This window comes from Stenotrophomonas sp. 21LCFQ19, from assembly GCF_056861425.1.
Window position 1 is genome coordinate 36,454 of the sequence record NZ_JBSPUF010000002.1, and the last position, 23,720, is coordinate 60,173.

19 protein-coding genes are annotated in these 23,720 nt (G+C 64.2%); 5 read left to right on the forward strand and 14 right to left on the reverse strand.

From position 1 onward, the window contains the following. Window positions 1-30: 30 nt before the first annotated feature. Window positions 31-228, forward strand: coding sequence for an oxidoreductase-like domain-containing protein (locus AC13FW_RS02365; RefSeq protein WP_296245961.1), 198 nt, complete (start codon window positions 31-33; stop codon window positions 226-228). A gap of 70 nt (window positions 229-298) precedes the next feature. Next, window positions 299-1,648: a virulence factor family protein gene (locus tag AC13FW_RS02370; protein WP_482988074.1), complete on the forward strand. Its 1,350-nt coding sequence runs from the start codon at window positions 299-301 to the stop codon at window positions 1,646-1,648. Between the two features lie 91 nt (window positions 1,649-1,739). Here AC13FW_RS02370 and mprF read toward each other — a convergent pair whose 3' ends face one another. Continuing rightward, complete coding sequence (gene mprF / locus AC13FW_RS02375; RefSeq protein ID WP_482988075.1) at window positions 1,740-4,292, reverse strand: bifunctional lysylphosphatidylglycerol flippase/synthetase MprF; 2,553 nt, start codon at window positions 4,290-4,292, stop codon at window positions 1,740-1,742. Between the two features lie 163 nt (window positions 4,293-4,455). On the opposite strand from mprF, the gene AC13FW_RS02380 reads away from it, so the two are divergent. The 3 genes from AC13FW_RS02380 (at window position 4,456) to AC13FW_RS02390 (ending at window position 6,117) form a co-directional block, all read left to right on the forward strand. Beyond that, window positions 4,456-5,145 carry a DUF998 domain-containing protein gene (locus tag AC13FW_RS02380; protein ID WP_482988076.1) on the forward strand — a complete coding sequence of 230 codons (690 nt, stop codon included), beginning with the start codon at window positions 4,456-4,458 and terminating at the stop codon, window positions 5,143-5,145. Further along, a complete protein-coding gene (locus AC13FW_RS02385) occupies window positions 5,145-5,492 on the forward strand; it encodes a RidA family protein (RefSeq protein WP_313170746.1) in 348 nt (115 codons plus the stop codon). The genes AC13FW_RS02380 and AC13FW_RS02385 overlap by 1 nt, the downstream gene beginning before the upstream one ends. A 100-nt stretch (window positions 5,493-5,592) precedes the next feature. Then, window positions 5,593-6,117: a hypothetical protein gene (locus AC13FW_RS02390; RefSeq protein WP_482988077.1), complete on the forward strand. Its 525-nt coding sequence runs from the start codon at window positions 5,593-5,595 to the stop codon at window positions 6,115-6,117. A 154-nt stretch (window positions 6,118-6,271) separates the two neighbouring features. Here the strand turns inward: AC13FW_RS02390 and rnfB are convergent, their stop codons facing one another. The 13 genes from rnfB to AC13FW_RS02455 all read right to left on the reverse strand — a co-directional run bounded on the left by rnfB (window position 6,272) and on the right by AC13FW_RS02455 (window position 23,557). Beyond that, complete coding sequence (rnfB, locus tag AC13FW_RS02395; RefSeq protein WP_482988078.1) at window positions 6,272-6,760, reverse strand: Rnf electron transport complex subunit RnfB; 489 nt, start codon at window positions 6,758-6,760, stop codon at window positions 6,272-6,274. A gap of 55 nt (window positions 6,761-6,815) precedes the next feature. Continuing rightward, window positions 6,816-7,406, reverse strand: a complete 591-nt coding sequence (locus AC13FW_RS02400) for an HAD family hydrolase (RefSeq protein WP_482988079.1) — start codon at window positions 7,404-7,406, stop codon at window positions 6,816-6,818. A gap of 49 nt (window positions 7,407-7,455) precedes the next feature. Then, window positions 7,456-9,534 carry a methionine--tRNA ligase gene (metG, locus tag AC13FW_RS02405; RefSeq protein ID WP_482988080.1) on the reverse strand — a complete coding sequence of 693 codons (2,079 nt, stop codon included), beginning with the start codon at window positions 9,532-9,534 and terminating at the stop codon, window positions 7,456-7,458. Between the two features lie 234 nt (window positions 9,535-9,768). After that, complete coding sequence (locus tag AC13FW_RS02410; protein ID WP_482988081.1) at window positions 9,769-10,215, reverse strand: DUF2147 domain-containing protein; 447 nt, start codon at window positions 10,213-10,215, stop codon at window positions 9,769-9,771. 328 nt (window positions 10,216-10,543) lie between these two features. Further along, window positions 10,544-14,122: an ABC transporter permease/M1 family aminopeptidase gene (locus AC13FW_RS02415; protein WP_482988082.1), complete on the reverse strand. Its 3,579-nt coding sequence runs from the start codon at window positions 14,120-14,122 to the stop codon at window positions 10,544-10,546. A gap of 11 nt (window positions 14,123-14,133) precedes the next feature. After that, entirely contained in the window at window positions 14,134-15,027 is an 894-nt protein-coding gene (locus AC13FW_RS02420; protein WP_482988083.1) for an ABC transporter ATP-binding protein, read from the reverse strand. 429 nt (window positions 15,028-15,456) lie between these two features. Then, the gene (gene gloA2 / locus AC13FW_RS02425) at window positions 15,457-15,852 is read right to left on the reverse strand and encodes an SMU1112c/YaeR family gloxylase I-like metalloprotein (RefSeq protein WP_482988084.1); all 396 of its coding nucleotides are present in this window, start codon (window positions 15,850-15,852) and stop codon (window positions 15,457-15,459) included. Continuing rightward, the gene (locus AC13FW_RS02430; protein ID WP_482988085.1) at window positions 15,849-16,919 is read right to left on the reverse strand and encodes a serine hydrolase domain-containing protein; all 1,071 of its coding nucleotides are present in this window, start codon (window positions 16,917-16,919) and stop codon (window positions 15,849-15,851) included. The genes gloA2 and AC13FW_RS02430 overlap by 4 nt, the downstream gene beginning before the upstream one ends. A 20-nt stretch (window positions 16,920-16,939) precedes the next feature. Further along, window positions 16,940-18,835, reverse strand: a complete 1,896-nt coding sequence (locus AC13FW_RS02435) for a DUF885 domain-containing protein (RefSeq protein WP_482988086.1) — start codon at window positions 18,833-18,835, stop codon at window positions 16,940-16,942. Between the two features lie 146 nt (window positions 18,836-18,981). Beyond that, window positions 18,982-19,659 carry a DUF502 domain-containing protein gene (locus AC13FW_RS02440; protein WP_482988087.1) on the reverse strand — a complete coding sequence of 226 codons (678 nt, stop codon included), beginning with the start codon at window positions 19,657-19,659 and terminating at the stop codon, window positions 18,982-18,984. A 91-nt stretch (window positions 19,660-19,750) separates the two neighbouring features. Next, the gene (locus tag AC13FW_RS02445) at window positions 19,751-20,212 is read right to left on the reverse strand and encodes a DUF4442 domain-containing protein (RefSeq protein WP_482988088.1); all 462 of its coding nucleotides are present in this window, start codon (window positions 20,210-20,212) and stop codon (window positions 19,751-19,753) included. 58 nt (window positions 20,213-20,270) lie between these two features. Next, window positions 20,271-21,914: a CHASE2 domain-containing protein gene (locus tag AC13FW_RS02450; protein WP_482988089.1), complete on the reverse strand. Its 1,644-nt coding sequence runs from the start codon at window positions 21,912-21,914 to the stop codon at window positions 20,271-20,273. Beyond that, the gene (locus tag AC13FW_RS02455) at window positions 21,911-23,557 is read right to left on the reverse strand and encodes a FecR family protein (protein WP_282265459.1); all 1,647 of its coding nucleotides are present in this window, start codon (window positions 23,555-23,557) and stop codon (window positions 21,911-21,913) included. The genes AC13FW_RS02450 and AC13FW_RS02455 overlap by 4 nt, the downstream gene beginning before the upstream one ends. Window positions 23,558-23,720: the final 163 nt, after the last annotated feature.

Here is a 23,720-nt window from a genome sequence, read left to right on the forward strand (position 1 = left end):
GCTGCTGATAGGGCCGAACCGGCCGCTGTAATGAACGAAATACCTGCCCAAGTTCCTGCAACTCCAGACCCCGATCCGCGCCCGCAACCGCCGGAAGCACCGGGTCCGAACGAGTGCTGTGGCAGCGGCTGCCCGCTCTGCGTGCTGGATCTGTATACCGACGAGCTGCTGCTTTACCGGCAGAGGTTGGCCGAATGGATTGCACGCCACCCCGAAGCGCAGCCCTGAGTCGGCGCTTTCGACATCTTTCCGCCTGTCATGGGCGTAGGCTTTGCGGCACCGTTATCGAGACCTGTACATGGCACGTGTGATGTGGGGGATGGGGGTGTTGGTGCTGGGCCTGCTGGCGATGCCTGCCATTGCGGCGGAGCAGGTCAGCCATGGCCGATTCGAACAGGTGCCGGTGCTGCTGCCCAGTGGGCCGGCGCAACGCGTGGTGCTGTGGTTCGGTGATGGCGGGGCCTCTACTGGGCATCTGGCGCGGCTGCAGGCCTTGCGCGATGACGGGGCGATGGTGGTCGACATCGACACCCGCCATCTCTATCAGGTGCTCGCCAAGGAAGGGGGCAAGTGCGGCTTCTCGGCAGGCGATGTGGAGAATTTTTCGCGCTACGTGCAGGCGTATTACCACGTGCCCACCTATCGCTTGCCGATCCTTGGCGGTGATGGTGCCGGCGCGGCATTGGCGTATGCGGTGGCCACCCAGGCCGAACCGGATGTATTCGCTGGTTTGCTGACCGAAGGCTTCTGCCCGCAGCTGCGCAATGCGAGGATGACCTGCGGCGATGCCATCAATGGCCGCGCGCTGTTGCCACAGCCGTTGCGCTTTCCTTGGTTGAACGCAGCTGCAGGCAAGGGCCTTGCCTGTCCCGGGGCGGCTGTAGTGGCCTTCGTCGCTGGCGTGCCCTTGGCGCGCGAGTTCGCGCGAACCCACGCTGGCAGTGCCATACCCGGCGAAGTCGCCGCGGCCCGGGTACTGGGTGCGCAGCACGGCGTCAGCCTGCCTGCGGTGCCGCAGGATCTGGACGGCCTGCCGCTGGTGGAAGTGCCAGCCAGCGGGCAGGGCGATACCTTCGCGGTGTTCGTCTCCGGTGATGGTGGCTGGGCCGGTTTGGACAAGGAGGTGGCGGGTGCGTTGGCACAGGCAGGTATTCCTGTGGTCGGCGTGGACTCGCTGCGGTACTTCTGGAGCGAACGTACCCCGGCGGGGTTTGCGGCGGACCTGGACCGCATCGCCCGCTATTACGCCAACCACTGGCAGCGACCGAAGCTGCTGTTGATCGGTTTCTCGCAGGGCGCGGATGTGCTGCCTGCGGCCATCAACAAGCTACCGCCAGCCACCGCGCAGATGCTGCGCATGAGCGCGCTGATGTCGATGGGCGAGCGTGCCGACTATGAATTCCATGTCAGCAACTGGATCTCCAGCGGCGGCGATGACGGCCTGCCGATCGCGCCTGAAGTACGCCGCATGGCCGCCGATCGCACGCTGTGCATCTATGGCGCCGACGACGATGATGCACTGTGCCCGAAGTTGCCTGCGGGAAGCGCGCAGTTGATCAAGCTGCCTGGCGATCATCATTTTGAAGGCGATTACGAAGGCCTGGCCAAGGTAATCCTGCAGCAACTGCAGCAACTGCAGCAGCCGTAGCTGTTTTGTAGGAGCGGCGTCAGCCGCGAAGCCGGTGCTGTCTCAGGTCACCGGCTTCGCGGCTGACGCCGCTCCTACAAAAAGCAGATGACTATTTTCTACTCGGATCCAGTGATATCAACCGGGTCACATCCAGCAACGCCGCTGGCAGATGCACACCACCAGGCGCGGCCAGATAACGCGGGCGCCACTCCGGTGCGAACTTGGACTTGAAGCGGCGCAGTCCGCTGAAGCCATAGAAGCGCTCACCATGACGCGCGACCAGGTTGGCGAATCGGTTCCAGCGGCCGGCCAGTCGATGCTGGGCCAGGCCGGTCAACGGCGCCATGCCCAGCGAGAAGCGGGTATAGCCATTGGCGGCGCCCCACAGGAACAACTCGATGAACAGGAAGTCCATCGTGCCCTTGGGTGCATCCGGGCGATGCCGCATCAGGTCAACCGACAGCTCATGCCCGGCCGGTGCCTGCCAGATATTGGCGAAGGCGACGATGCGCCCTTCCGCTTCGACCAGCGCCAGCGGGAAACGGCTCATATAGCCCGGCTCGAAGCTGCCCAGCGAAAAGCCTTTCTCTTCGCCGGCTTTTTCATCCAGCCATGCATCCGAGATCTCCGCCAACTCGCCCAACAATGCGGGCACCTCGCTGGCGGCAGCAAGCCGGAAGCTGAGACCGCCGCGCTTGCCCTTGTTCCAGGCCTGGCGCAGGTCCGCGCGCTCGCTGCCGGCCAGGCTGAAATCCTGCAACGGCACCATCGCTTCTTCGCCCAGCTTTACCAGGGTCAGGCCAAGATCGAGATAGTGCTGCCAGTACTTCTCGCTGGTCTGGTAGAACACCGGCCGCAGGCCAAGCCGGTCGGCTTCTTCACGGAAGCGCCAGATCAAGGCCGCCGCCACCTGCGGCGGCCCCACCGGATCACCCATCGCCACCAGCGAGCCGCCGTAACGCTGCAGCATCACGAAGCCATCGCCGGCCTCGCTGCGCAGGATCGCCTTGTCGCCGGTCATCGCCACGCAGGCCTGGGTGTCCTGCGCCAAGGCAAGCACCGGGCGCAGTCGCTCAAGTGTTGCTGCATCCGGCAAGGGCAGCGGGCTGCGGGTGCTGTGCAACAGGCGCGCCAACCCGAACACGATCAGCGCGATGCAGACCAGCAGCAAGGCGCGTAGCGCACGTGGCGCATTGCCGGAGGTGGCGAACTGCCACCACAGCTCGTTCTGGTACTCGACGTGGCTGTAGACGAAGAACAGCAGCCACACCGTCGCCACCAGTACCAGTGCGACATTGCGCAGCCATGGCCACGACCATGCTTCGTCCAGCAGCGCGCCTTCGCGGTAGAACTCGCGTCGTGCCGCCCACAGCGCCACCGCCACCAGCGGCAAGATCAGGGCCACCGTCAGATGGCCGCCACGCAACCAGGCCGGCAGCGGCAGGGCAATGCACAGCGCGAGTGCCAGCATCCACGCGGCGTGGCTGCGCCGTTGCAGGCCTTGCCCGATCAGCAGCAGCAACACACCGCCCAGGCTGCCAAGCAGGTGCGAGGTCTCCACGATCGGCAGCGAAGCTGGCAACACCCGCTGATGGGGCACCGGCAGGGTACCGTCGATCAGCAGCAGTGCGCCGGCCGCAAACACGGCCAGTGCGATAAGTTGCGGCAGCCATGGCCGGAGTACCGACCACGCCGTGCCGGCACCGCTGCGCAGCGGGCGACGAACGCTGGCCAGAGCGGCGAGCAACGCGGACAGGAACAACGGCAGCAGGTAATAGGTGATGCGATAGGCCACGGCGGCGGCGAGGACTGCGGCCGGCGCAACCTGTGGCAGCAGCTTGAGCAGGCTCCACTCGAACACGCCCAAGCCGGCGGGCACGGTGGACACCAGCCCGGCCACCACCGCGACCAGATACAGGCCGACGAAACCGATGAAGCCGACCTCGGCCTGCGCCGGCAGCAGCACGTAGAACGCGGCCGAGGCCAGGCTCAGCTCGACCACGCTCAGCGCGGTGACTTCCAGCACCGTGCGCCGGTCGGGAATCCACATCCGGTGCGTGCCCCAACCGATGCTGCGGCCGTGGCGGCCGACCAACAGCAGCATCGCGGCGAAACCGGCCAGCATGCCGATGCCCAGCACATGCACCGCCGTGTCCGAGATCGGCAATGCCAGCGCGGCGGCACCGGGTTCCAGCAACAAGGCCAGGCCAAGCAGCAGCCAGGCACCGAACACAAAGCCCAAGGTGCTCATCAGCACCACCTGGCCTATCTCGGCAAGGCTGAGTCCGGCACGGCCGTAGCTGCGCACGCGGATGGCGCCACCCGTCAGTGCGGCAAACCCCAGGGTCTGCCCGGCGGCGTGGGCCAGGAAGGCGGTGATGCCGACACGTGCAGCGGGCAAGGGGTGTTTGGCGCGCCTCAGGCCGATCGCATCGAAGCCGACCAGGCAGGCATAGCTGGCCATGCCCAACAACGTTGCCAAGCCCAGTTGCGACCACGAGAGACCGCGTACCGCGGCACGGATCTGGTGGTAACCGTGGTCGCTGAACTCAGCGGCCAAGGCATGCAGCGCCATTGCCATGATGGCGAGGGTGACGAGGATGGCGGCAACACGCCGCCAACCCGGCATGGAAGGTTCCGAAGACGTGGACGACGCGGTCATGCAGACGGGAGGGAGCTATGCGCTGGTGCGGCGCGGACGCATAAGACTAGCCCCCTTGCGTGATGATGGCTGCATGCGCGCAGCGCAGCATTTTCACCGCCTTCAGTCAGCGGACCGCCCACGGGCGCACTAGACTTGGCAGCTCGAACGGCGGGGAGTGGGCATGGACATTGGGTCGCACAGGGGATCTCGGCAATCGCCAGCGCTGGCCTTGGCCGTGGTGTTGGCCTTGTTGGTGTTCCTGGTTGTTGCCATTGCTCTGCAGTTTGCGCGTGATGACCTGGACTGGGTGCGCGCCACCCTCAGTCTGTATCTGCACGGCCCCTATGGACTTGTACTGCGCAGCGTCTATTGCCTGCTGGCGCTGGCCATCGCCGTGCTTGGCCTGATGCTGTATCGGCAAGCGCATGGCAGCGCACGGCGCGGCTTGCCGCCCAGTCTGTTCGCCGTGGCCGGGCTTGGTTTGGCGACGGTGGCGATAGGCGACAGCTGGCTGCCGCAGTTCGCACCATTGCTGGCGCCGTTGATTCATGGTCTGGCGGCCCAGACCGCCTTCCTGTGCGTGACCGTGGCGATGCTGCTGCAGGCCTGGTGCTTCGGCCGTGACGCGCATTGGCGTCGACTGTATTGGCTGACCTGGGGCTGGGCATGGCTGGCCTTCGCCGGGCTGTGGCTGCATGTGCTGTGGCGTGGCAGCCCGCGTGGCCTGGGGCAGAAGCTGGTGATTGCGGTCGTGGTGGGCTGGCTGCTGTTGGTGGCGCTCGTATCGTGGCGTCGTTCACGCAAAGAAACGCCTGAAACTTCCACTTGCCGTCACAATGGCGGCTACATCCACAACACGGAGTCACCCTGATGATCCAGCGCTTCGATACCGGCCCGCGCATGTCGGAAATGACCATCCACAACGGTGTGGCCTATCTGGCCGGGCAGGTGCCGGAAGATACCAGCGCCGATATCGTTGGCCAGACCGAGCAGGTACTGCAGGCCATCGACGATCTGCTGCGTCTGGCCCCGACCGACAAGACCAAGATCCTGCGCGCCGAGATCTTCCTGGCCGACCTAGCCGACTTCGCCGGCATGAACGAAGCCTGGGACAAGTGGGTGCCGCAGGGCGCAACGCCGTCGCGCGCCACCGTACAGGCCAAGCTGGCCAATCCGGAATGGAAGATCGAGATCGTGATCACTGCGGCTGTGCCGTAAGCGGACTGCATCTACCGCTGGTCTGCCCTGGGTGTGATCGCATCCAGGCAGATCCGGCCTTGAGGCTGGTGATGTCTTTGCAGGGAGGCAAGGGAAAGGAATGAAAAGCCGTCTGTTGTTCGCGCTGTGTTGTGTTCTGGCAGGCATGGCCGCCAGTGTGTCGGTGGCAGCACAGGCGCCGCTGTCGAAGCTGATCTACGCGCAAGCGCCGGTGCAGCGCATCGAGCCCTTGGAGTACCCGCAGTTCAAGCTGATGGAGGCGGAGCTGCGCAACACGGTACGGCGCCATGGTGACCGCAGCGTCCCCAACCGCTTCTGCGCGGTTGGCTACCTGCTCGACCGCGGCACGTTGGAAACGGTGCTGATCTGGGACAACGCGCAATGGTTGATCCGCTGGTGGGGCGGTGATGCGCTGGCTACCTCGGAGGAGCGCTATGCCGTATCTGCGTCGTTCTCACCGGTTACCGACCTTCGCACCGATCTGGTCGAGGACAACCGCTATCCGCTGGGCACGCGCGCGATAGTGCGAGCCGATGCGGAGGCCGTGATTGCGGATTGTCAGGCGCACGGACGACAGTACACCGTGCCGCCATTGCCGCCGAAAGGCGAAGATGATGAGTATTGAGGGAGCACTGCAGCTGTTTGTAGGAGCGGCGTAAGCCGCGAAGCTGGCAATGCTTGAGTCGCAGCGTTCAACATGATCCGGAACAGTTGCGCTTGTTCGGTTTGATCCCAGAGATCGGAATTGCTATCTGCTGGGTCTGTACGAGTTTCGCGGCTTACGCCGCTCCTACAACAGCAGGGGGCGCGACAGCCTGCAGCTCGATGCAATCCACCGGGCAGGGCGGGATGCACAGCTCGCAGCCGGTGCACAGGTCGGCCAGTACGGTATGCATGTATTTGGCGCCGCCGACGATGGCATCGACGGGGCAGGCCTGGATGCACTTGGTGCAGCCGATGCAGTCGGCTTCGACGATCACCGCGACCCGCGCCGGTTTGTGCTCGCCACGGCTGCGGTCGTAGGGAAGGGCCGGAACACCCAACAGATGAGCCAGTGCGCGCGCGCCAGCGTCGCCACCCGGCGGGCAGTGATCAATTCCGGCATTGCCAGCGGCCATGGCTTCGGCATAAGGGCGGCAGCCGTCATAACCGCATTGCCCACACTGGGTCTGCGGCAGCAGCCGATCGATGCGTTCGACCAGCGCGGCCCTTCCTTCTCCCTGCGGGAGTGGGGGGCGTGCAGCGTCTGATGAGGGTTGGGTATTCATTGGAGAGTCCTGCTGTTTGCTCTCACCTCAACCCCTCTCCTGGCGGGAGTGGGGCTCAGGTCAAGCATTTGCCGCGATACCAGCGCTCGTGTGCCAGTGCCAGCATGGCTTTGTCTTCGCTGCTGTCGCCATAGGCGTGGATGCGTTGGTAAGTGCCCAGGTCGAAGCGCTGGCGGATCAAGGTCACCTTGCGCGCGCCACAGTCGCCCTCGGCGTAGCGACCGGTGAAGCGGCTGTCCTGCACTTCGAGCCGGTTGCAGATCATCTGCAGGCCCAGTTGTTCGCACCAGTGCTGCAGGTACAGGTCGAGCGAACCGGACACGACCGCCACGGTGTGGCCCTGCGCCTTGTGCCACTGGATCTGCTCCAGCATCTCCGGACGCACCATGCCGGGCAGGTGCTCGCGCGCATAGTCGCGTGCCATCTGGCTGACTTCACCGGCATGGCGGCCGGTGAAGACCTGGGCGGTGACACGACGACGCACGCGCTCGGCCGAGATCAGCTTCAGCCGATACGCCAATACCCACGGCCCAACCCGCCACCACCCCTGCGCGCGCTGTTCCGGCGTGGCCACACGACGCAGGAACCGGCTGTAGGTGTCACAGACGGTGATGGTGTGGTCGAAGTCGAAGAGGGCTAGCTGCATGGTCCACTCCGTTCGGGAAGGGTGCGCCCGGAGAGCGCACCCGCGGCCATCAGCGAACCGGCATGCCCGGCAGTGCGCCGCCGTCGGCATCCAGCAGCGCCAGTGCGCCGCCGTCGAAACCGGCCGACAGGATCATGCCTTCGCTCAGGCCGAAGCGCATCTTGCGCGGGGCCAGGTTGGCGATGAACACCACGTTGCGGCCGACCAGCACTTCCGGCTCGGCATAGCTGCCGCGGATGCCGGAGAATATCTGACGCTGGCCAAGGTCGCCGGCATCCAGCAGGAAGCGCAGCAGCTTGTCCGAGCCTTCAACGAAGCCGCATTCCAGCACCTTGCCGATGCGCAGGTCGAGCTTGGCGAAATCATCAATGCCGATGTACGCGGAAGCTTCACCTTCGGCCTTCGCTTCGGTCTTCACTTCGACCTTGGCGGGCTTTTCTGCCTTGGCCGGCTTGGCCTCGGCGGCGGGCTGGGCGGTGAGGGTGTCCTTGGAAGCGTCGGTCATTGCGTCAATCATCTTTGGGTCGATACGGGTGAACAGCGCCACGTAGGCGGCGATGCTGTGTGCGGTCAGCGGGGCGGTGATGTCGTCCCAGCCATGGACCGGGGCGTTGAGGAAGCTCTCGGCCTGCAGTGCCGTGGCCGGCAGCACCGGCTTGAGCGCGGTGACCAGCACGCGGAACAGGTTCAAGCCCTGGGTGCAGACCGCCTGCAGTTCGGCATCGGCGCCTTCCTGCTTGGCAATCACCCACGGCTTCGTGTCGTCGATGTACTTGTTGGCTTCATCGGCCAGCGCCATGGTCAGGCGGATGGCGGCGGCCGCGTCGTTACGCTCGTAGGCCTCACGAATCGGCGCCAGCGCAGCGATGAAACGATCGTACTGGGCCTGGTCCGGCAGCGCGTTGGCCAGCTTGCCGTCGAAGCGCTTGGCGATGAAACCGGCGCAGCGGCTGGCCAGGTTGACGAACTTGCCAACCAGATCGGCGTTCACGCGGGCGGTGAAGTCGCTCAGGTTCAGATCCAGATCGTCGACGCCACCGGAGGACTTGGCGGCGAAGTAATAGCGCAGTGCTTCCGGTGCCAAGCCGGCATCCAGGTAGGTGCGGGCCATGATGAAGGTGCCGCGCGACTTGCTCATCTTGGCGCCGTCCACGGTCAGGTAACCGTTGACGTGCAGCTTGGTCGGCGTGCGCAGGCCGCTGCCTTTCAGCACCGCCGGCCAGAACAGGCCGTGGAAGTTGACGATGTCCTTGCCGAGGAAGTGATGCAGCTCGGTATTGCTGTCGGCGGCGAGCACGGCGTCGAAGTCGTCGCCGGTCCTGGCACACAGGTTCTTGAAGCTGGACAGGTAGCCGATCGGTGCGTCCAGCCACACGTAGAAGTACTTGCCCGGTGCGCCGGGGATCTCGAAGCCGAAGTAGGGCGCGTCACGCGAGATGTCCCACGCGCGCAGGCCGCCCTCGGCATCCAGCCACTCGGCCAGCTTGGCCTTGACGCCGGGCAGGGCCACGTCGCCGGCCAGCCATTCGCGCAGGAAGTCCTGGAAGCGGCCGACTTCGAAGAAGTAATGCTCCGAATCGCGCATTTCCGGGGTGGCGCCGGACACCACCGACTTCGGCTCGATCAGGTCGGTCGGGCCATAGGTGGCGCCACAGACTTCGCAGTTGTCGCCGTATTGGTCGGGCGACTTGCAGTTCGGGCAGGTGCCCTTGATGTAGCGGTCGGGCAGGAACATGCCCTTGGCCGGGTCGTAGAACTGCGCTACCGAGCGACGGCTGATATGGCCGGCGGCGTCGAGTTTGGCGTACAGCGCCTCGGTCAGCTCGCGGTTGGTGGCCGAGTTGGTCGAGTCGTAGTGGTCAAAATCCACGCCAAAGGCGGCGAAATCGCGCTCATGGCCTGCTTGGATGTTGGCGATGAATGTTTCCGGGGTCACCCCGGCCTTTTCCGCGGCCAGCATGATCGGCGTGCCGTGGGTGTCATCGGCACAGACGTACCAGACCTTCTCGCCCATCATTCGCCGCGCACGCACCCAGATGTCGGCTTGGATGTAACCCACCAGGTGGCCGAGGTGCAGCGGGCCGTTGGCGTAGGGCAGGGCATTGGTGACTAGGGCGTTGCGGGTCATGGCGATGATTTGCGGCAGGGGACCGGGGATTATCGCATGGCTGAAAAGAAGCAGCCCCGGAGGCCGGGGCTGCAGATTCCCTTCTCCCTGCGGGAGAAGGTGCCCCGAAGGGGCGGATGAGGGTACGGGCGCCAAGGCGAACCGACGAAACGAATAGCAAATTTGCGCCTTACCCTCACCCCAACCCCTCTCCCGTGAACGGGAGAGGGGCTTCAAGCAAAGGCTTTGAGCGGCTTACTGGTCGCGCAGCCAGGTCTGGGTGCGGCAGATGAAGGCGATGCAGCCGGAGACATCCAGCTTGCGGCCGTTGTCCACCAGGGCAACCTTGGAGCTGTAGGTCTTGCCCTTGGCCGGGTCCAGGATGGTGCCGTTGGCCCACTTGTTGGCGCCGTCCGGACGGACATTCCAGAGGATGGTCATACCTTCGATCGGCTTGCCCTTGTTGGTTCCTTCACATTTGTTGCAGACCGGATGTGGGCCCTGCTCGGACTGCAGTACCTGCAGCACCTTGCCGCTGAGGGTGCCATTGGCGGCCTGGGTGATCTCGACGATGGACTTCACCCGGCCGGTTTCGTCATCGATGGTGCGCCAGCGGCCCGCTGCGCTGTCACTGGCGCTGGCGGAGAAGCCGGCGGCCAGCAGCGGCAGGGCCAGCAACAGGGTTTTGAAAGTCGTACGCATGTGTCCCCTCCCAGGGTGGGTTTGGTCAGCTGCCGGCGGCGCTGTTACGGGGCCGAATGTAACCGCATTCGGTCCCGTACGGAATCCGCAGTGCAGCAGATTTTCTATGTGTAGTGCCGAACCATGCTCGGCAGGGGCCTTCCCCGGTAATGCCTCAAAAGCTGCCCTCACCCCAACCCCTCTCCCGCAGGCGGGAGAGGGGCTTTGAGGTAGTGCCGAGTCATGCACGGCAGGGGCTTTCACGGTAATGCCTCAGAAGCAGCCCTCACCCCAACCCCTCTCCCGCAGACGGGAGAGGGGCTCAAGCCGGGCGCCGCTCGCATCTCGCCTACTGCAACGTCACCCGCTTGCGGTTGTCGGCCGAAACCCGGTCGATCAGTTTGTTGTACGGGTCGAAGCCGGCCTCATCGGGCCTCTGGTCCACGGTAACGGTGATGCTCGGGGCAGCGGCAGTGATGTGATGGCGCTGCAGGTACAGCACCTTCTCATCACGTTCGTTGCCCGAAGCGCCCTTGGCGAACACACCGACCTCGATCCAGTCGTCCAGCGTGCCTGCGGTCTCCTTGCCCATGCCGTCTGCGTAACGCTTGTCCGCATGCAGTTGCAGGGTCACGTCGTAGCGGCCGTCCGCCCGTTTCTTGGCGTTGGCCTCGACCACGCGATTGTCATAGAAGCTGATCTTTTCGAACAGGTCGGTGATCAGGCCCTGCTGCTCGGGCTTGGCTTCGGCGCGGATGAACTCCAGCAGTTCGGCCGAGGTGGTATACGGCGGTTGCTGGAAGGCCTTGGCCTGGATGAAGCGGGACAGGGCGCGGTTCAACGCGTCCTCACCCATTTCCTCACGCAGGCGATAGAACACCAGTGAACCCTTTTGGTAATGGATGTACTGCTGGTTCTCAACCCGGTACAGCGGCAGTTCTTCGACATCTTCGCCACCGCGGCCAGAAAGATACCTGTCCAGTTCATCCTTCAGGAATTGGCGCATGTGGCCGCGTCCGTATTCCTTCTCCATCACCATCAGCGCCGAGTACTGCGACAGCGATTCAGACAGTACGGTGGCGCCCTGCACGTTGGCACCGATCACCTGGTGCGCCCACCATTGATGCGCCACTTCGTGCGCGGTGACGTAGAACACGTAGTCGACATCATCCTTGTCACGCAGGTCGGCGATGAAACCGATCGACTCGGAGTACGGGATGGTGTTGGCAAAGCTCTGCGCGAAGGACTGGTAGCCGGGGAACTCGATGATGCGCACCTGCTTGTGCTGGTACGGGCTGAAGTTGGCTTCGTAGTAAGCCAGTGACTTCTGCACACCTTCGATCATCCGGTCCACGTTGTACGGATGCTTGGCGTCGTAATAGATCTCGATCGGAATGTTCTTGTACGTGGCCTTCTTCACCTGCCAGCGTGCCGACAGATAGGCGTAGAAGTTCAGCATCGGCCGGTCCATGGCGTAGCTGAAGCAGCGGCGGCCATCACGTTCGAACTCCTTCTGCAGGTAGCCCGGTGCCAAGGCGATCTGGTCCGGTGCGGTGCAGACCGTGCTGCGGAAATCCAACCAGTCCGAGTCGTTGGAGATGTAGGTATTGGCCCGCGCGGCCTCATCTTCCAGCTTGGGCATGCGCGTTGGTTCACCGAGGTCACGCTTGCGGCGTTCGTTGCGGTCGCTGATCTCCGCGCCGCTGTCATAGCCAAAGGCCGGCAGTACACGGCTGTTGAAGAAGCTGCCGTTGTCGACGATCTGGGTTTGTGCCTGATCGGAAGTGATGCCGTTGGGATGGATGTCGACGGTGAAGCGGATGTCGCGTTCCTCGCCTGGTGCCATCGGTGCATCCAGGTGATAGATGCGGTAGCCCAGCTCCTCATCGTGGGTGGTCAGCTTGGCGCCGCCCATCTCGATGCTGGCCAGGGTCTTGTCATCGCCCATCGCGACGTGGATGTCGGGGATGGCGGTCGCATGGGTATTGCGCACGCGGTAGACGCCGTCGATGCGCACGGACTGGGTTTCCGGATGCAGGTCGACGTTGTTGTCGATGGCGATGATGCGCGGCTGCGGCAGGTCCTTGTACTTGCGATAATCGCGCTCGTAGCGGGCCTGGAGGTCGAGCTGCTGGTCGGGCGAGACAAATTCATTGCGGATGTTGGTGTTCCAGTACAGCCAGCCGCCGCAGGCGATGAAGGCCAGCACCGCCGCCGCCAGGCCTGCACCCAACGGGCCGCGCAGGCGCTGCCTGGCCAGGCGCAGGCGCTGCCGCCAGCCCGAGTCCACGCCACGCACCCACAGGGCGGCGCACAGCAGCAGCAATACCAGCAGGAACAGCACCCAGTAGCCCTGGAAGGCCAGTTGCCCGATAAGGAAGTGACCGTAGCCATTCATGTCCGAGTACGGCGCATTCGGCCAGCTGCCGAAGTTGTACAGGTTCTGGGTGTAGTCGAGCATGCCCAGCACCGACTGCCCGATCAGCAACAGGATCAGCAGCGCGTAACCCATGAACTTGTTGTTGCTGAGCACCTGCAGCACCAAGGCCATGCCGCCCATCAGGATGTAGACCACCGAGTCCAGCGCCAGCGTCTTGAAGTACAGCAGCGGCTGAATCTGGGTGTAGCCCTTGCTCAGCTGGATGGCGATGGCGGTGAGCCCGCCGACGGCCTGGAACGCGAACACCACTGCGATCAGGGTCAGGAACTTGCCCAACAGCGGCACCCAGTTCGGCACCGGCATGGCGTCGCTGATGCCTGCGATGCGCGCGCTGCGTTCACGCCACACCAGTTCGCCGGCGTAGAACAGCACGATGAAGATCAGTACGAAACTGAAGCTTCCCTGCAGCGCTTCCAGCATCTGCGACGTCACCGGCCAACTGGGTGTGCCGTACATGGTGCGGCGGTGCAAGGCGTTGGGGACGAAGTTGGCCATCGCCAAAGCCAGTAGTACCAGGAATGGCACGCCGCGGAAGGTGCTTTTCGCATCGAAGGCAACTTGTCGCAGCAGTTGCTGCCAGCCTGTGCGTGTTGTGAATGCAGGCGTCGTCTTTGGAACGTCGACACTGGTGCTCCTGCGTACGTAGCTGGTAATGGCTACTGCCTTGTCGCCGCGCTTGCGTCCGGTGCCACTGCGCTCGGTGCGGAACAGCACAAAGGTTGCGGCATACAAGATGACGGTGACACCCAGCCACAATAGACGGTTCTCCAACAGATAACCGCTGAAAGCGGGTAGGCCCGTATTGCTCTCCTCTGCGGACCAGTAGCGCATCGCCAGCCCTAGAGGGCGCAGACCGAATGGATCAAGCAGCGCAACGATGTGGCGGTTGTCGACGTCTGCCAGAAGGCTGCCGCTGACGAAGTACAGGACAAAGAACGCTATGACGCCAATGTAAACCCAGAGAATGCTGCGGGTAACTACGGCTAGTAATGACAATAGTGCGGTCGCGAACAGTAGGTTTGGCACCAGCATGATGCAGAACGACCAAACATACGGTCGCAATGACACGGGGCCGAGTCGGGCGGAATCGATCCATGGCATGAACTGTGCCACGAAGGTACCGATGGCGATGACCACGTACATCATCAGGCTGGCAATCAGTGCCGCGCCTATGCGGCCGAGAAGATAGTGACGACGTTTGATGGGACTTGAAAAGATCAACTCGTCTGTATTCAGATCGAAATCGCGAAGCAGGGCGTTGCTGACGAACAACGTTACAACCAACAAACCCAGTATCGAAAATACAGCCAGGAAAAACGCAATAACCGACGGTGCATTGCGGTGCACATTGCCGATGCCACCACCGATCTGGATGGCATCGCTGGAGGCAGCGCCGAAGGCGAGGAGTGCGAACAGTGCTGCAAGCAGCCACAACAACGGGGAACGCAGCTGCTCGCGCAGCTCGAAGCGCAGGAAGGCGAGGGTCATGGTCGTCTCCGTCAGGCGGCCTGCGCCTGCAGGCGCAGGCGCTGGAAGTAGACGTCCTCGAGGCCGGGCGCGACCGGTTCGAAGCCTGCTTCAGGGCAGTTGTCGGCGAATACGTGGATCACCGGGTGGCCGCCAACCAGTCGCGTCGACAGCACGGTGAAACGGCTTTCATAGTCAGGCAGCGCGGTCTTGGCCACCTGCTTGCGCCAGACCTGCGCCTGCAGGGCATTGATGGCATCGGCCGGGCGCCCGGTCAGCAGCACCTCGCCCTTGTTCATGATGGCCATGGTCGGGCACAGGTCGGTGACGTCCTCGACAATGTGCGTGGACAGGATCACCGCCACGTTCTCGCCGATCTCGGCCAGCAGGTTGAGGAAGCGGTTGCGTTCCTCCGGGTCCAGGCCGGCGGTGGGCTCATCGACGATCACCAGTTGCGGGTTGCCCAACAGGGCCTGGGCGATGCCGAAACGCTGGCGCATGCCGCCGGAATAGGTACCGAGCTTGCGCTTGCGTGCATCCCAGAGGTTGACCTGCTGCAGCAGTGCTTCGACCACTTCCTTGCGCTGCTTGCGTGCGGTCAGGCCCTTGAGCACGGCGAAATGGTCGAGCAGGTCCAGCGCGCTTACCTTGGGATAGACGCCGAAGTCCTGTGGCAGGTAGCCCAGCTTGCGGCGCAGCGCATCCTTGTCGCGCAGGATGTCGATGCTGGCGCCATCGGCGGTGGTCAAGGTGGCGCTGCCGGTGTCGGCTTCCTGCAGGGTGGCCAGGGTGCGCATCAAGGAGGACTTGCCGGCGCCATTGGGGCCGAGCAGGCCGAACATGCCGCGCGGGATGTCGAGATCGACATTTTTCAGTGCGTGTACGCCATTGGCGTAGGTTTTCGACAAACCACGGATCTGCAGCATGGGAACCGAACCTCTCCTTGGATGATGACCGCATCATTCAGTTGCGGCCGGGCGTACGGCAATGCGCCGGAAGTCATTAGGTACAAGGACGTGGTTACGGTCGGAATGTGACCAAACCGTGTGTGGGAGCGGCGTAAGCCGCGAAGCTGGCGATGCTGGTGGAGATCACAATCAGCGATCTGGCGATGTACGAGCTTCGCGGCTTACGCCGCTCCCACAATCTGAGGCGCTGATGTGTTGCCGGGAAAGCCCCTGCCGAGCATGGCTCGGCACTACGCTCCCTCTCTTGCGCCGAAGGCGGAGGGGAGGGTTGGGGAGGGGTTGGCTCTATCGCTTGTGATGTTGCAGCGGCTTCGCGGCTTATGCTGCTCCCGCAATCCGTGGCGCTGATGGATTGCCGGGAATACCCCTGCCGAGCGTCGCTCGGCACTACCGGGCTGGCGTCTCGTAGAGTTCCAGCGGCAGGTCGTCGGGGTCGGCGAAGAAGGTGAAGCGGCTGCCGGTGAACTCGTCCACGCGTATCGGCTCGCAGGCCACGCCTTCGCTTTGCAGATGGGTGACCACCTCGTCCAGGGCTGCAACCCGGAAGGCGAGATGGCGCAAGCCACGTGCTTCCGGGCGGCTGGGGCGTGCGGGCGGGTTCGGGAAGGAAAACAACTCGAGCTGGCCGCCATCGGGCAGGCGCAGGTCGAGCTTCCAGGAGTCACGTTCGCTGCGGTAGTTCTCGGCGATAACCTCCAGGCCGAGAATGCGCACATAGAAGTCACGCGAACGCGCGTAGTCGGCTGCGATCACGGCAACATGATGGATGCCAAGCAGACTCATCGCGCAGCATCCAGCCAGCGGCGGGCGATGTTGATGGCCAGTGCATAAGGCTCGGGTTCGTTGCGGTTGCTCAATACGATCACCGTCAGCTTCTGCCTGGGATAACGCACGATGACATTGCGGAAGCCGATGCTCTCGCCGCTATGCCACAGGGCATCCCCATTGATGCGCCAACCGAAGCCATAGAACGGCACATCGGGTTCAGTGGTTTTCGTTGCCGGGCTGAAGGCCAGCTTCAGAGACGTCGCTTTCAGCAGACGCTCGTCGTACAACGCCGCATCCCACTTGGCCAGGTCGTCGATTGAGGAATAGATGCCGCCATCGCCGAGTACGGCGCTGGTGGTGCTCTGGTCGGTACGCTGCCAGCGGCCATCGATCTGGCTGTAGCCATAGGCGCGATTGGGTACCTCATCGACGCCGTCCTGATGCGCGTAGGTGTTGCTCATGCCCAGCGGCAGGAAGATGCGCTGGCGCAGGAAGCTGGCGAAGTCGCTGCCCGAGGCCTTGCCCACCACCAGCGCCAGCAAGGCATAGCCGCTATTGCTGTAGCGGTAGTCACTGCCCGGCGTGAAGTACGTCCGGTTCTCTTTCTGCAGCAACTGCAGCACGTCGGCGTCATGGACCTGGCGGGTGTCGGCCGGGTCCATCAGCTCCTCGTAGTCAAGTAAGCCACTGGTATGGCTGAGCAACTGCCGTAGCGTCATCGTGTCGGCAATGGCGGGCAGGCTGGGCAGCCACTTCTTCAGCGGATCGTCGATGCCCAGCTTGCCGTCTTCGGCCAGCAGCAGGATTGCCGCGGCGGTGAACTGCTTGCTGACCGAGGCCAGGCGGAAATTGCTGGCTGGAGTAACCGCAGTGCCGTCTTCGACCACGGCCAGCCCGTAGCTACGGCGGAACGCGGGCTGGCCATCCTTCAATACCAGCACCGAAGCGCCGGGCACCTGGCCGTCGTAGCGCTGCATCAAGCCATCGATGCCTGGATCGGGCGGCGCCAAGGGGGCGGCAGCGGCCAGGCTGGAGCACGCGAACAGGCAGAGCAGGGCGAGTCGAGGTTTCCAGCGTGGCATGGTGGCTCCTGGGTAGGTGATCAGGCTTTCTTGCTGGCGATCCAACGGTCGATCTTGGCTTCAAGGATCTCCAGCGGCATGGAGCCGTCCTTGAGGATTTCATGATGGAACTCGCGTGGGTCGAAGCGATCACCGAGCTCGGCCTTGGCCTTGTCACGCAGCAGGCGGATCTTGATCTCGCCTACGCGGTAGGCCAGGGTCTGGCCGGGCAAGGCCATGAAGCGCTCGACCTCGGAGGCGGCATCGGCGGCCGGGATGTCGGCGTTCTTGACCATGTACTCGGTGGCCTGCTGGCGGGTCCAGCCGGCGGCATTCAGGCCGGTGTCGGCGACCAGCCGCACGGTGCGCAGCAAGGTGGTCTGCAGATAGCCGAGCTGGTCGTAGGGGTCGTTGTACAGGCCCAGTTCCTGGCCCAGTGACTCGGCGTACAGGCCCCAGCCTTCGACATAGGCAACATCGCCGCCTAGGCGGCGAAAGCGTGGCAAGGCGGCCAGTTCCTGTTGGGCGCCCAACTGGTAGTGATGGCCGGGAATCGCTTCGTGCAGGTATTGCATGGTCACTGCCCAGCGTTTGCGTGAGGGCAGGTCGCTGGTATTGACGTAGAGCACGCCGGGTTGTTGACCATCGGCGCTGCCCGGCTGGTAGCTGGCGGCGCTGGAGGTGGCGGCGCGCTCGGCCTCCACGGCTTTGATTTCCAGGCTGGCCTTGGGTCGCTCGTTGAACAGTGCTGGCACGGCGGCATTCACCCGCACACCGGTCTCGGCATAGTGCGCAAGCAGGGCGTTGGCATCGCGGAACACGAACTGGCGGTCGTTGCGCATCGCATTGAAAGCCTTCTGCTGCGAGCCGCGGATCCTGGCCTGCTTCATCACCGCATCGATGCGCGCCTGCAGGTCCTTGACCTCCTGTTCGCCCAGTGCGTGGATCTCGGCCGGTGTGCGTGCCGGCGAGGTGCTGCTGGCAACATTGTGTGCATACCAGGCGCTGCCATTGGGCAGGGCGGCCATGCCATCGGTGCTGCGTGCAGCGGCCATGTAGTCGGTGGCGATGAAGCCGCGCAATGAACGATAGGCCGGCATGATCCGGTTCTCGATCATGCGCTTGTACTCGGCAGTGAGCCTGGCTTTGTCCTCGGCGGAAAAGTCCTCCGGCATGTTGCGGATCGGCCCCCAGAACAGGCTCTCCTCCGCAGTGGGTTTGATCACCGCATCCAGCTGCGGCAGCACTTTCTCCATCAGTGCGCGCGGCTGCACCACGCCGGCGGCCTTGCCTTCGCGCATGTTGGCGATGGCCTGATCGAACAGGGCCGGAATGCCGAGTGAGCGCTTGGACCAGTTTTCATAATCCTTGACCGTGCGGAACGGCTGTGCGCCAGCGCCCGAGCCCAGCACCGCGATGATGCTGGACAGGTTGTAGTACTGGTTGATCGGCAGCATCCAGGTCGGGTACTGCTCGCCGGCCAGCGAGACCTGCGCGTCACGCACGAAGATTTCGTAACTCAGCAGATCCTGGCCCTGCAGGCCGGTGGCACCGACGGCCTGGACCTTGCCCAGCCATTCGACCATGAAGTCATGCGATTGCTGGCGCGAGGCCGCGGACAGGAAGTTGGGTAGCTGGTCGTTGTAGCGCTGGTCGCCCTGGAAGGTGGCCTGCAACGGGTTCAGCCGCATCGAGGCATCCCAGTACTCGTCATAGATGCGGTTGAGCTTGGCGGCGTTGTCCTGCTTGATCGGCAGCGGCACTGCGGCCGGTCGGCGCGGGGCCGGGCGCGGCGTGGTGCGGGGCTTGGCGGCGCGGCTCTGCGGCGCTGACTGGCGCTGGGTTTTCTTCTTCGCCGCGTCGGCAGGGGCCGCAACGGACAGCGTCATGATCGAGGCAATGGCAAGCGCAAGCAGGCGCAACGGGCTGTAAGGCATCAGGTGTTCCGCAAATACATCGACCCGGGAGCTTGCCCGATATCAGCGGTGACGACCAGTCGTGGCGCGGATGAACACGCGCCAGTGATACAGCTCAGGTTATGTCCCATGCCCTGTGGTTATTACCGCAAGGCATGGGATCGGGCTTACCGGTCGGCGGAGCGGGTGAATGGCACGCTGTCCGGGGCGACCGCACCGCCGGAAATGATGAAGCTCATGGCCTGGTCCACGGTCCAGTCGGTGGGGGTGAGCATCTCCACCGGGACGATCTCCAGGTAGCCGGAGGTCGGGTTGGGGGTGGTGGGCACATACACGGCGGCCAGTTCGCGGCCGGTGCCCTGCTCCTTGAGCACCCGGGTGACCAGACCGATGGACTTCATGTCCCGGTGCGGGAAGTCGATCAGTACCACACGCTGGGTGCTGCCGGGCTTGGTCTGCAGGATGTCCAGCAGCTTCTTGGCGCTGTCATAGATGATGCTGGCCAGCGGGATGCGTCGGATCACCGCGCCAAACCAGCGCAGCAACTGTTGGCCGATGACCCGGCGGCTGAGGATGCCGACCAGCAGGATGACCAGCAGGGTCGCCAGCAGGGCGGTGATGTCCTGCATCCATTCGACCTTGATCCAGCCCAGGTAGTCCGGGAAGAAGGCGGCAATGCGCTCGGACAGCGGCACGATCAACGGGCTGCTGATGCCCGAGAGCAGGACGAACACGAATTTGACGACCACCCAGGTCAACCAGATCGGCAGCAGGGTCAGCAGGCCGGTGAGGAAAAGACGTTGCAGGGAGGGGCGGGGGGCGGGGGAGACGGCTTCGGGCGACATCCGCGAATTGTAGCGTTCGGGTGTCTTCCGTATGTGCGCTGCTGAATGATGGAACGGCTGCGTTCAGAGAAATCTGTGTTGCTGCCTTGCCTCAATCCGGCTTGCGGGCGTCCGGCTTGAGCCGCACGTAGACCTGCTTGCGCACGCGCGCTACTACCTCGCCGCTGGCATCGAGCACGTCGTTCTCGAACCAGTGCAGGTACTTGTCGCCATTGGCGGTGGCAGCCTTGACCTCGTCCAGGGTAGCGTCATCGAGCCGGAACTCGGTCCACACCACGCCCCGGCCGGGCTTGAGGAACTCGATGGTGCCGGCCTTGTCCCAGACGAAGTAGCGGCTGCCCATGTTCTGCAGCAGGCACAACATCCAGAACGGGTCGGTCATCGCGAACAGGCTGCCGCCGAAGTGGGTGCGCACGTAGTTCACGTTCCACGGCCGCTGCCGCAGCTCGACCCGCACGTAGCGGTAATCGGCGCTGATGGCGGTGACGTGGATGCCGGCGAACAGGAACGGAGGCCACAGGTTGATGCCGCGACGGAACAGGCTGGCTTTCATTGCGGATGCGGACTGACAGGGGAATCGGAGTCTAGCATTCGCAGGCGTATGGAAAGGGTCAGTTCGGCCAGGGCGGGGCGATCCGGTAACCGTCGCGTCCAGCCTGCTTGGCCTGGTACAAGGCAGCGTCGGCGGCTTCAAACAGGCGTGCAGGGCCATCGTCGGGACCGGGCAGCACGCTGCACACGCCGATGGTGACGGTGGCCCTGGTCTTGCTGTGTTGGGCCTTGTCGATCGGGATGCTGAGCTGGCGTACACGGTTGATCAAGCTCTGCACCAGCTGCTCGGCACCGGCCGGCGGGGTGTCGGGCAGGATCAGGGCGAACTCGTCACCTCCGAAGCGCGCGGCAAGGTCGCGTGGACGCCGCGCCATGTCCTCGATGGTGCGGCCCAGGTAACGCAGCAGGCGATCGCCGACGTAATGCCCGTGGCTGTCGTTGCAGCTCTTGAAGTGATCGACATCGATCAGCAGCAGGGTCAAGGGGCGGCCGCTACGGCGCGCGGCGTCGGTCTCCCGCCGCAGCGTCTCTTCAAAGCGCATGCGGTTGGCCAGGCCGGTGAGCGGGTCACGGTTGGCTTGGTGGCGCCAGTAACGCATCTGCCATAGCGTCCAGAACAACAACATGCCGATGAAGCCCGCGGTCGCCGCAACGGGGGCGAACCACAGGTTGGCGCCATGGAGCAGAGCCAGGCTCAGCAGTATCGGAGCGGGGATGGCCAGTGCGCCCAGCAGCCAGCGTTGGCGGATGGCGGAAGTGATGCCCAGCGCGCCCAGCGCCACCAGGGCCATGGTGATTGCGGTCTGCAGCAACGGTGGCAGCGGGCGGATGGCGTTGCCGGCCAGCAGCATGGAGGCGACATTGGCTTGATATTCGCTGCCGCTCATCCAATTGTCGCGTGACGTCGGGGTGAGCAGGCGTGGGGCGATGCCGCTGGCAGTCATGCCGACGATGACCAGCCGGCCCTTCAGCAGGTCGGCGGGTATCCGGCCGTCCAGTACGTCGACATAGGACATCTGCGGAAAGCTGCCCGGCGGCCCGGCATAGCGCAGACGCACGTAATGGTCGCGATGCCATTGATAGGGGGAAAGTGTCTGCGGCGAAGGATCGGCCATGCCCGGCAGCGGCTCGTTGATCCCCGCAAGTGCGGCACCCAATGCGGGCCAATGTGGCGAACCGATACCTGCCTTGAGGTAGGCCCCGCGTGCAACACCGTCGCCATCGACTTCGATATCGGTGTGTGCGAGCGTTGCTGCCGCTTTGGCAATGGCGGGTACGGGCAGCAGTTCCTCGGGTACCGCTTCGTCACTGGCCGGTGCGGCCAGTACCGGCAGCACGACCCGCCCGTTGCGGTGAATCGCGGCCGCCAAGGCCTCGTCCTGGCTGGCATCCTTGCGGTCGGCGTCGGGGAGCATCAGGTCCAGCGCAACACGCTCCACGCCGGCTTGGTGCAGGCGATCCAACAGCTGCGCATGGGTGCTGCGTGGCCACGGCCATTGCCCAAGCTGCTGCAGGCTGCGGTCATCGATGGCGATGATCGCCAGGCGGGGGTCGGGCGGGTAGTCCCAGTCGCCCACCAATAGATCGTAGCTGGCGACATCCTGTTGCCAGAACACCCGCGCATGGCTGAGCCAGCCGACCAGCAGCGCGCAGCCGAGTACAAACAGCAGTCTTGCCTGCCAGCGCGGCCGTAGCGGCCTCATAAGGCGAGCAGCAACAAGGCGCCTGCGCCAACGCCGTAGCAGAGACGGCAGGGCAGCTGGATCTGCTGTGGCGTGGAGAAGGTGCTCGCATAGCCATCGTCTTCGATGCTCTGCACGCGCACATGCAGGGTGCCGCCACGCCAGGGTTGCTTGAATGCGATCTCGGGGGTGTCCACTTGTTCGTCCAGCAGCAGTCGGGAAAAGTCTGCCTTGCGCGAGATCTGCACGCGATAGTACTGGGCGGCGGTGTCGGCCGGCCAACGCAGGGTCAGCAGGCCCTTGTGGCCCCTGGTCGAGTCCAATGGCGTCGCAACGGGCACATCACTGAGTTGCAGCGGCAACGCCTGACCGTAGCGGCCGGGAGTGTTGTCAGCATCGATTGAGGCCAGTCGCCAGAAATAGTTCCCCGCCGGCAGAGGGCTGCGGATGCGCAACTGCTGGTTGCTGGCCTGTTGTTCGACCAAGGGGTGCAGGAAGTCCGGATTGTCGGCGATCTGAAGCACGCTGCCAGTGGCGCCGGCAACCTTGGCCCATTGGAAGCGTGGCTGCAGCTGATGCACGGTCTGCCCATGCAGTGGCGCGATTGTCAACGGCGCGGGCAGGCCTTCCGGCACCGAGAAATCATGTTCGGCATCCAGGCCTTCGACGCCGTCGGCGTCGATGGCGCGGACCAGCAGACGCAGCTGGCCTGGCGGCAAACTGTCGATACGAATCTGCGGTTCAGCCAGCTCGCGGGCGAACAGAACGACGTCCGGTGTCGCTGCCAGCACGACTTCTACCCGGTAGCCCTTGGCCGCATCCAGTGGTTGCCAGGCAGCCAGCAACGGCAGTGGCTGCAGCCGCAATTGTGATTCAAGCAGCTGCGGGGCAGGCAGCAACGGCTGTGGCTGTGCCGGCGCGATACCCGCTGCGCGGATCAGGGTTGCATGGCCACCACCAATCAGTCGCTGGCCGGCGCGATTACCCACCTGCACACGACCCTCGACGACCTCGGTGGCTGCCGGACTGTCCTCGTCGCCGGCGTTTACCCGGAACAAGGTGCCGCGCACGCTGCTGGTCGCGGTCGGAGCGGTGATGATGTAGCGCGATGCCGGCCCGCGTGCTGGCGTCACCTGGTTGCTGCTGCGTCCGCGCTGCAGGCGCATGCGGGTATCCACCATGCCGGTGGCGCCATAGCTGCTGAGCTGGTCCAGCTGCAGCAGCGAGTTCTCGCGAAGTTGCAGGCGTGAATTGTCGGCAAAGCTGAGGGTGACGCTGGCATCGTCACCGGTCTGCAGCTGGCTGCCGATCGGCAGCAGCATGTTGGCCTGCAAGGCGCGCGTGCCGTTGACCGGATCGCTGACCTGGACCTGTCCGCGCAATGCGACCACCCGGGCCGGTGCCGGCTGTACGCGCAACCAGGCGACAGGGAAGCGCAGGGTCTGGCCGGGTGCCAGCCGGTACGGATCGGCAATCCTGTTATGTGCCTGCAGCTGCTGCCACTGCACATCGGACTTGAGGTAGCGTGCGCCCAGGTCCCACAGGGTATCGCCGGGGCGTGCGCGGTAGTTCCAGTCCTGGGCGCTGGCCAGTGTTGCCCAACACAGCAGCAATGCAGCGACCAGCAGCTGCGACAAGGGGGGGCGAACGTCGATGTTACTCACGGCCACTTCGGCTCCAAAAACGCGTGTCCGTTACGCTGACATCGTGCTGCTTGCAACTTCATCATCATGCGATCCAAGGCGCCGTGGTGAGGGCCACGGCCGGATCATCCACGATGGGGTGTCAATTTTCGTGCAATTGACACGCAAATTGAACTGTCTGGCC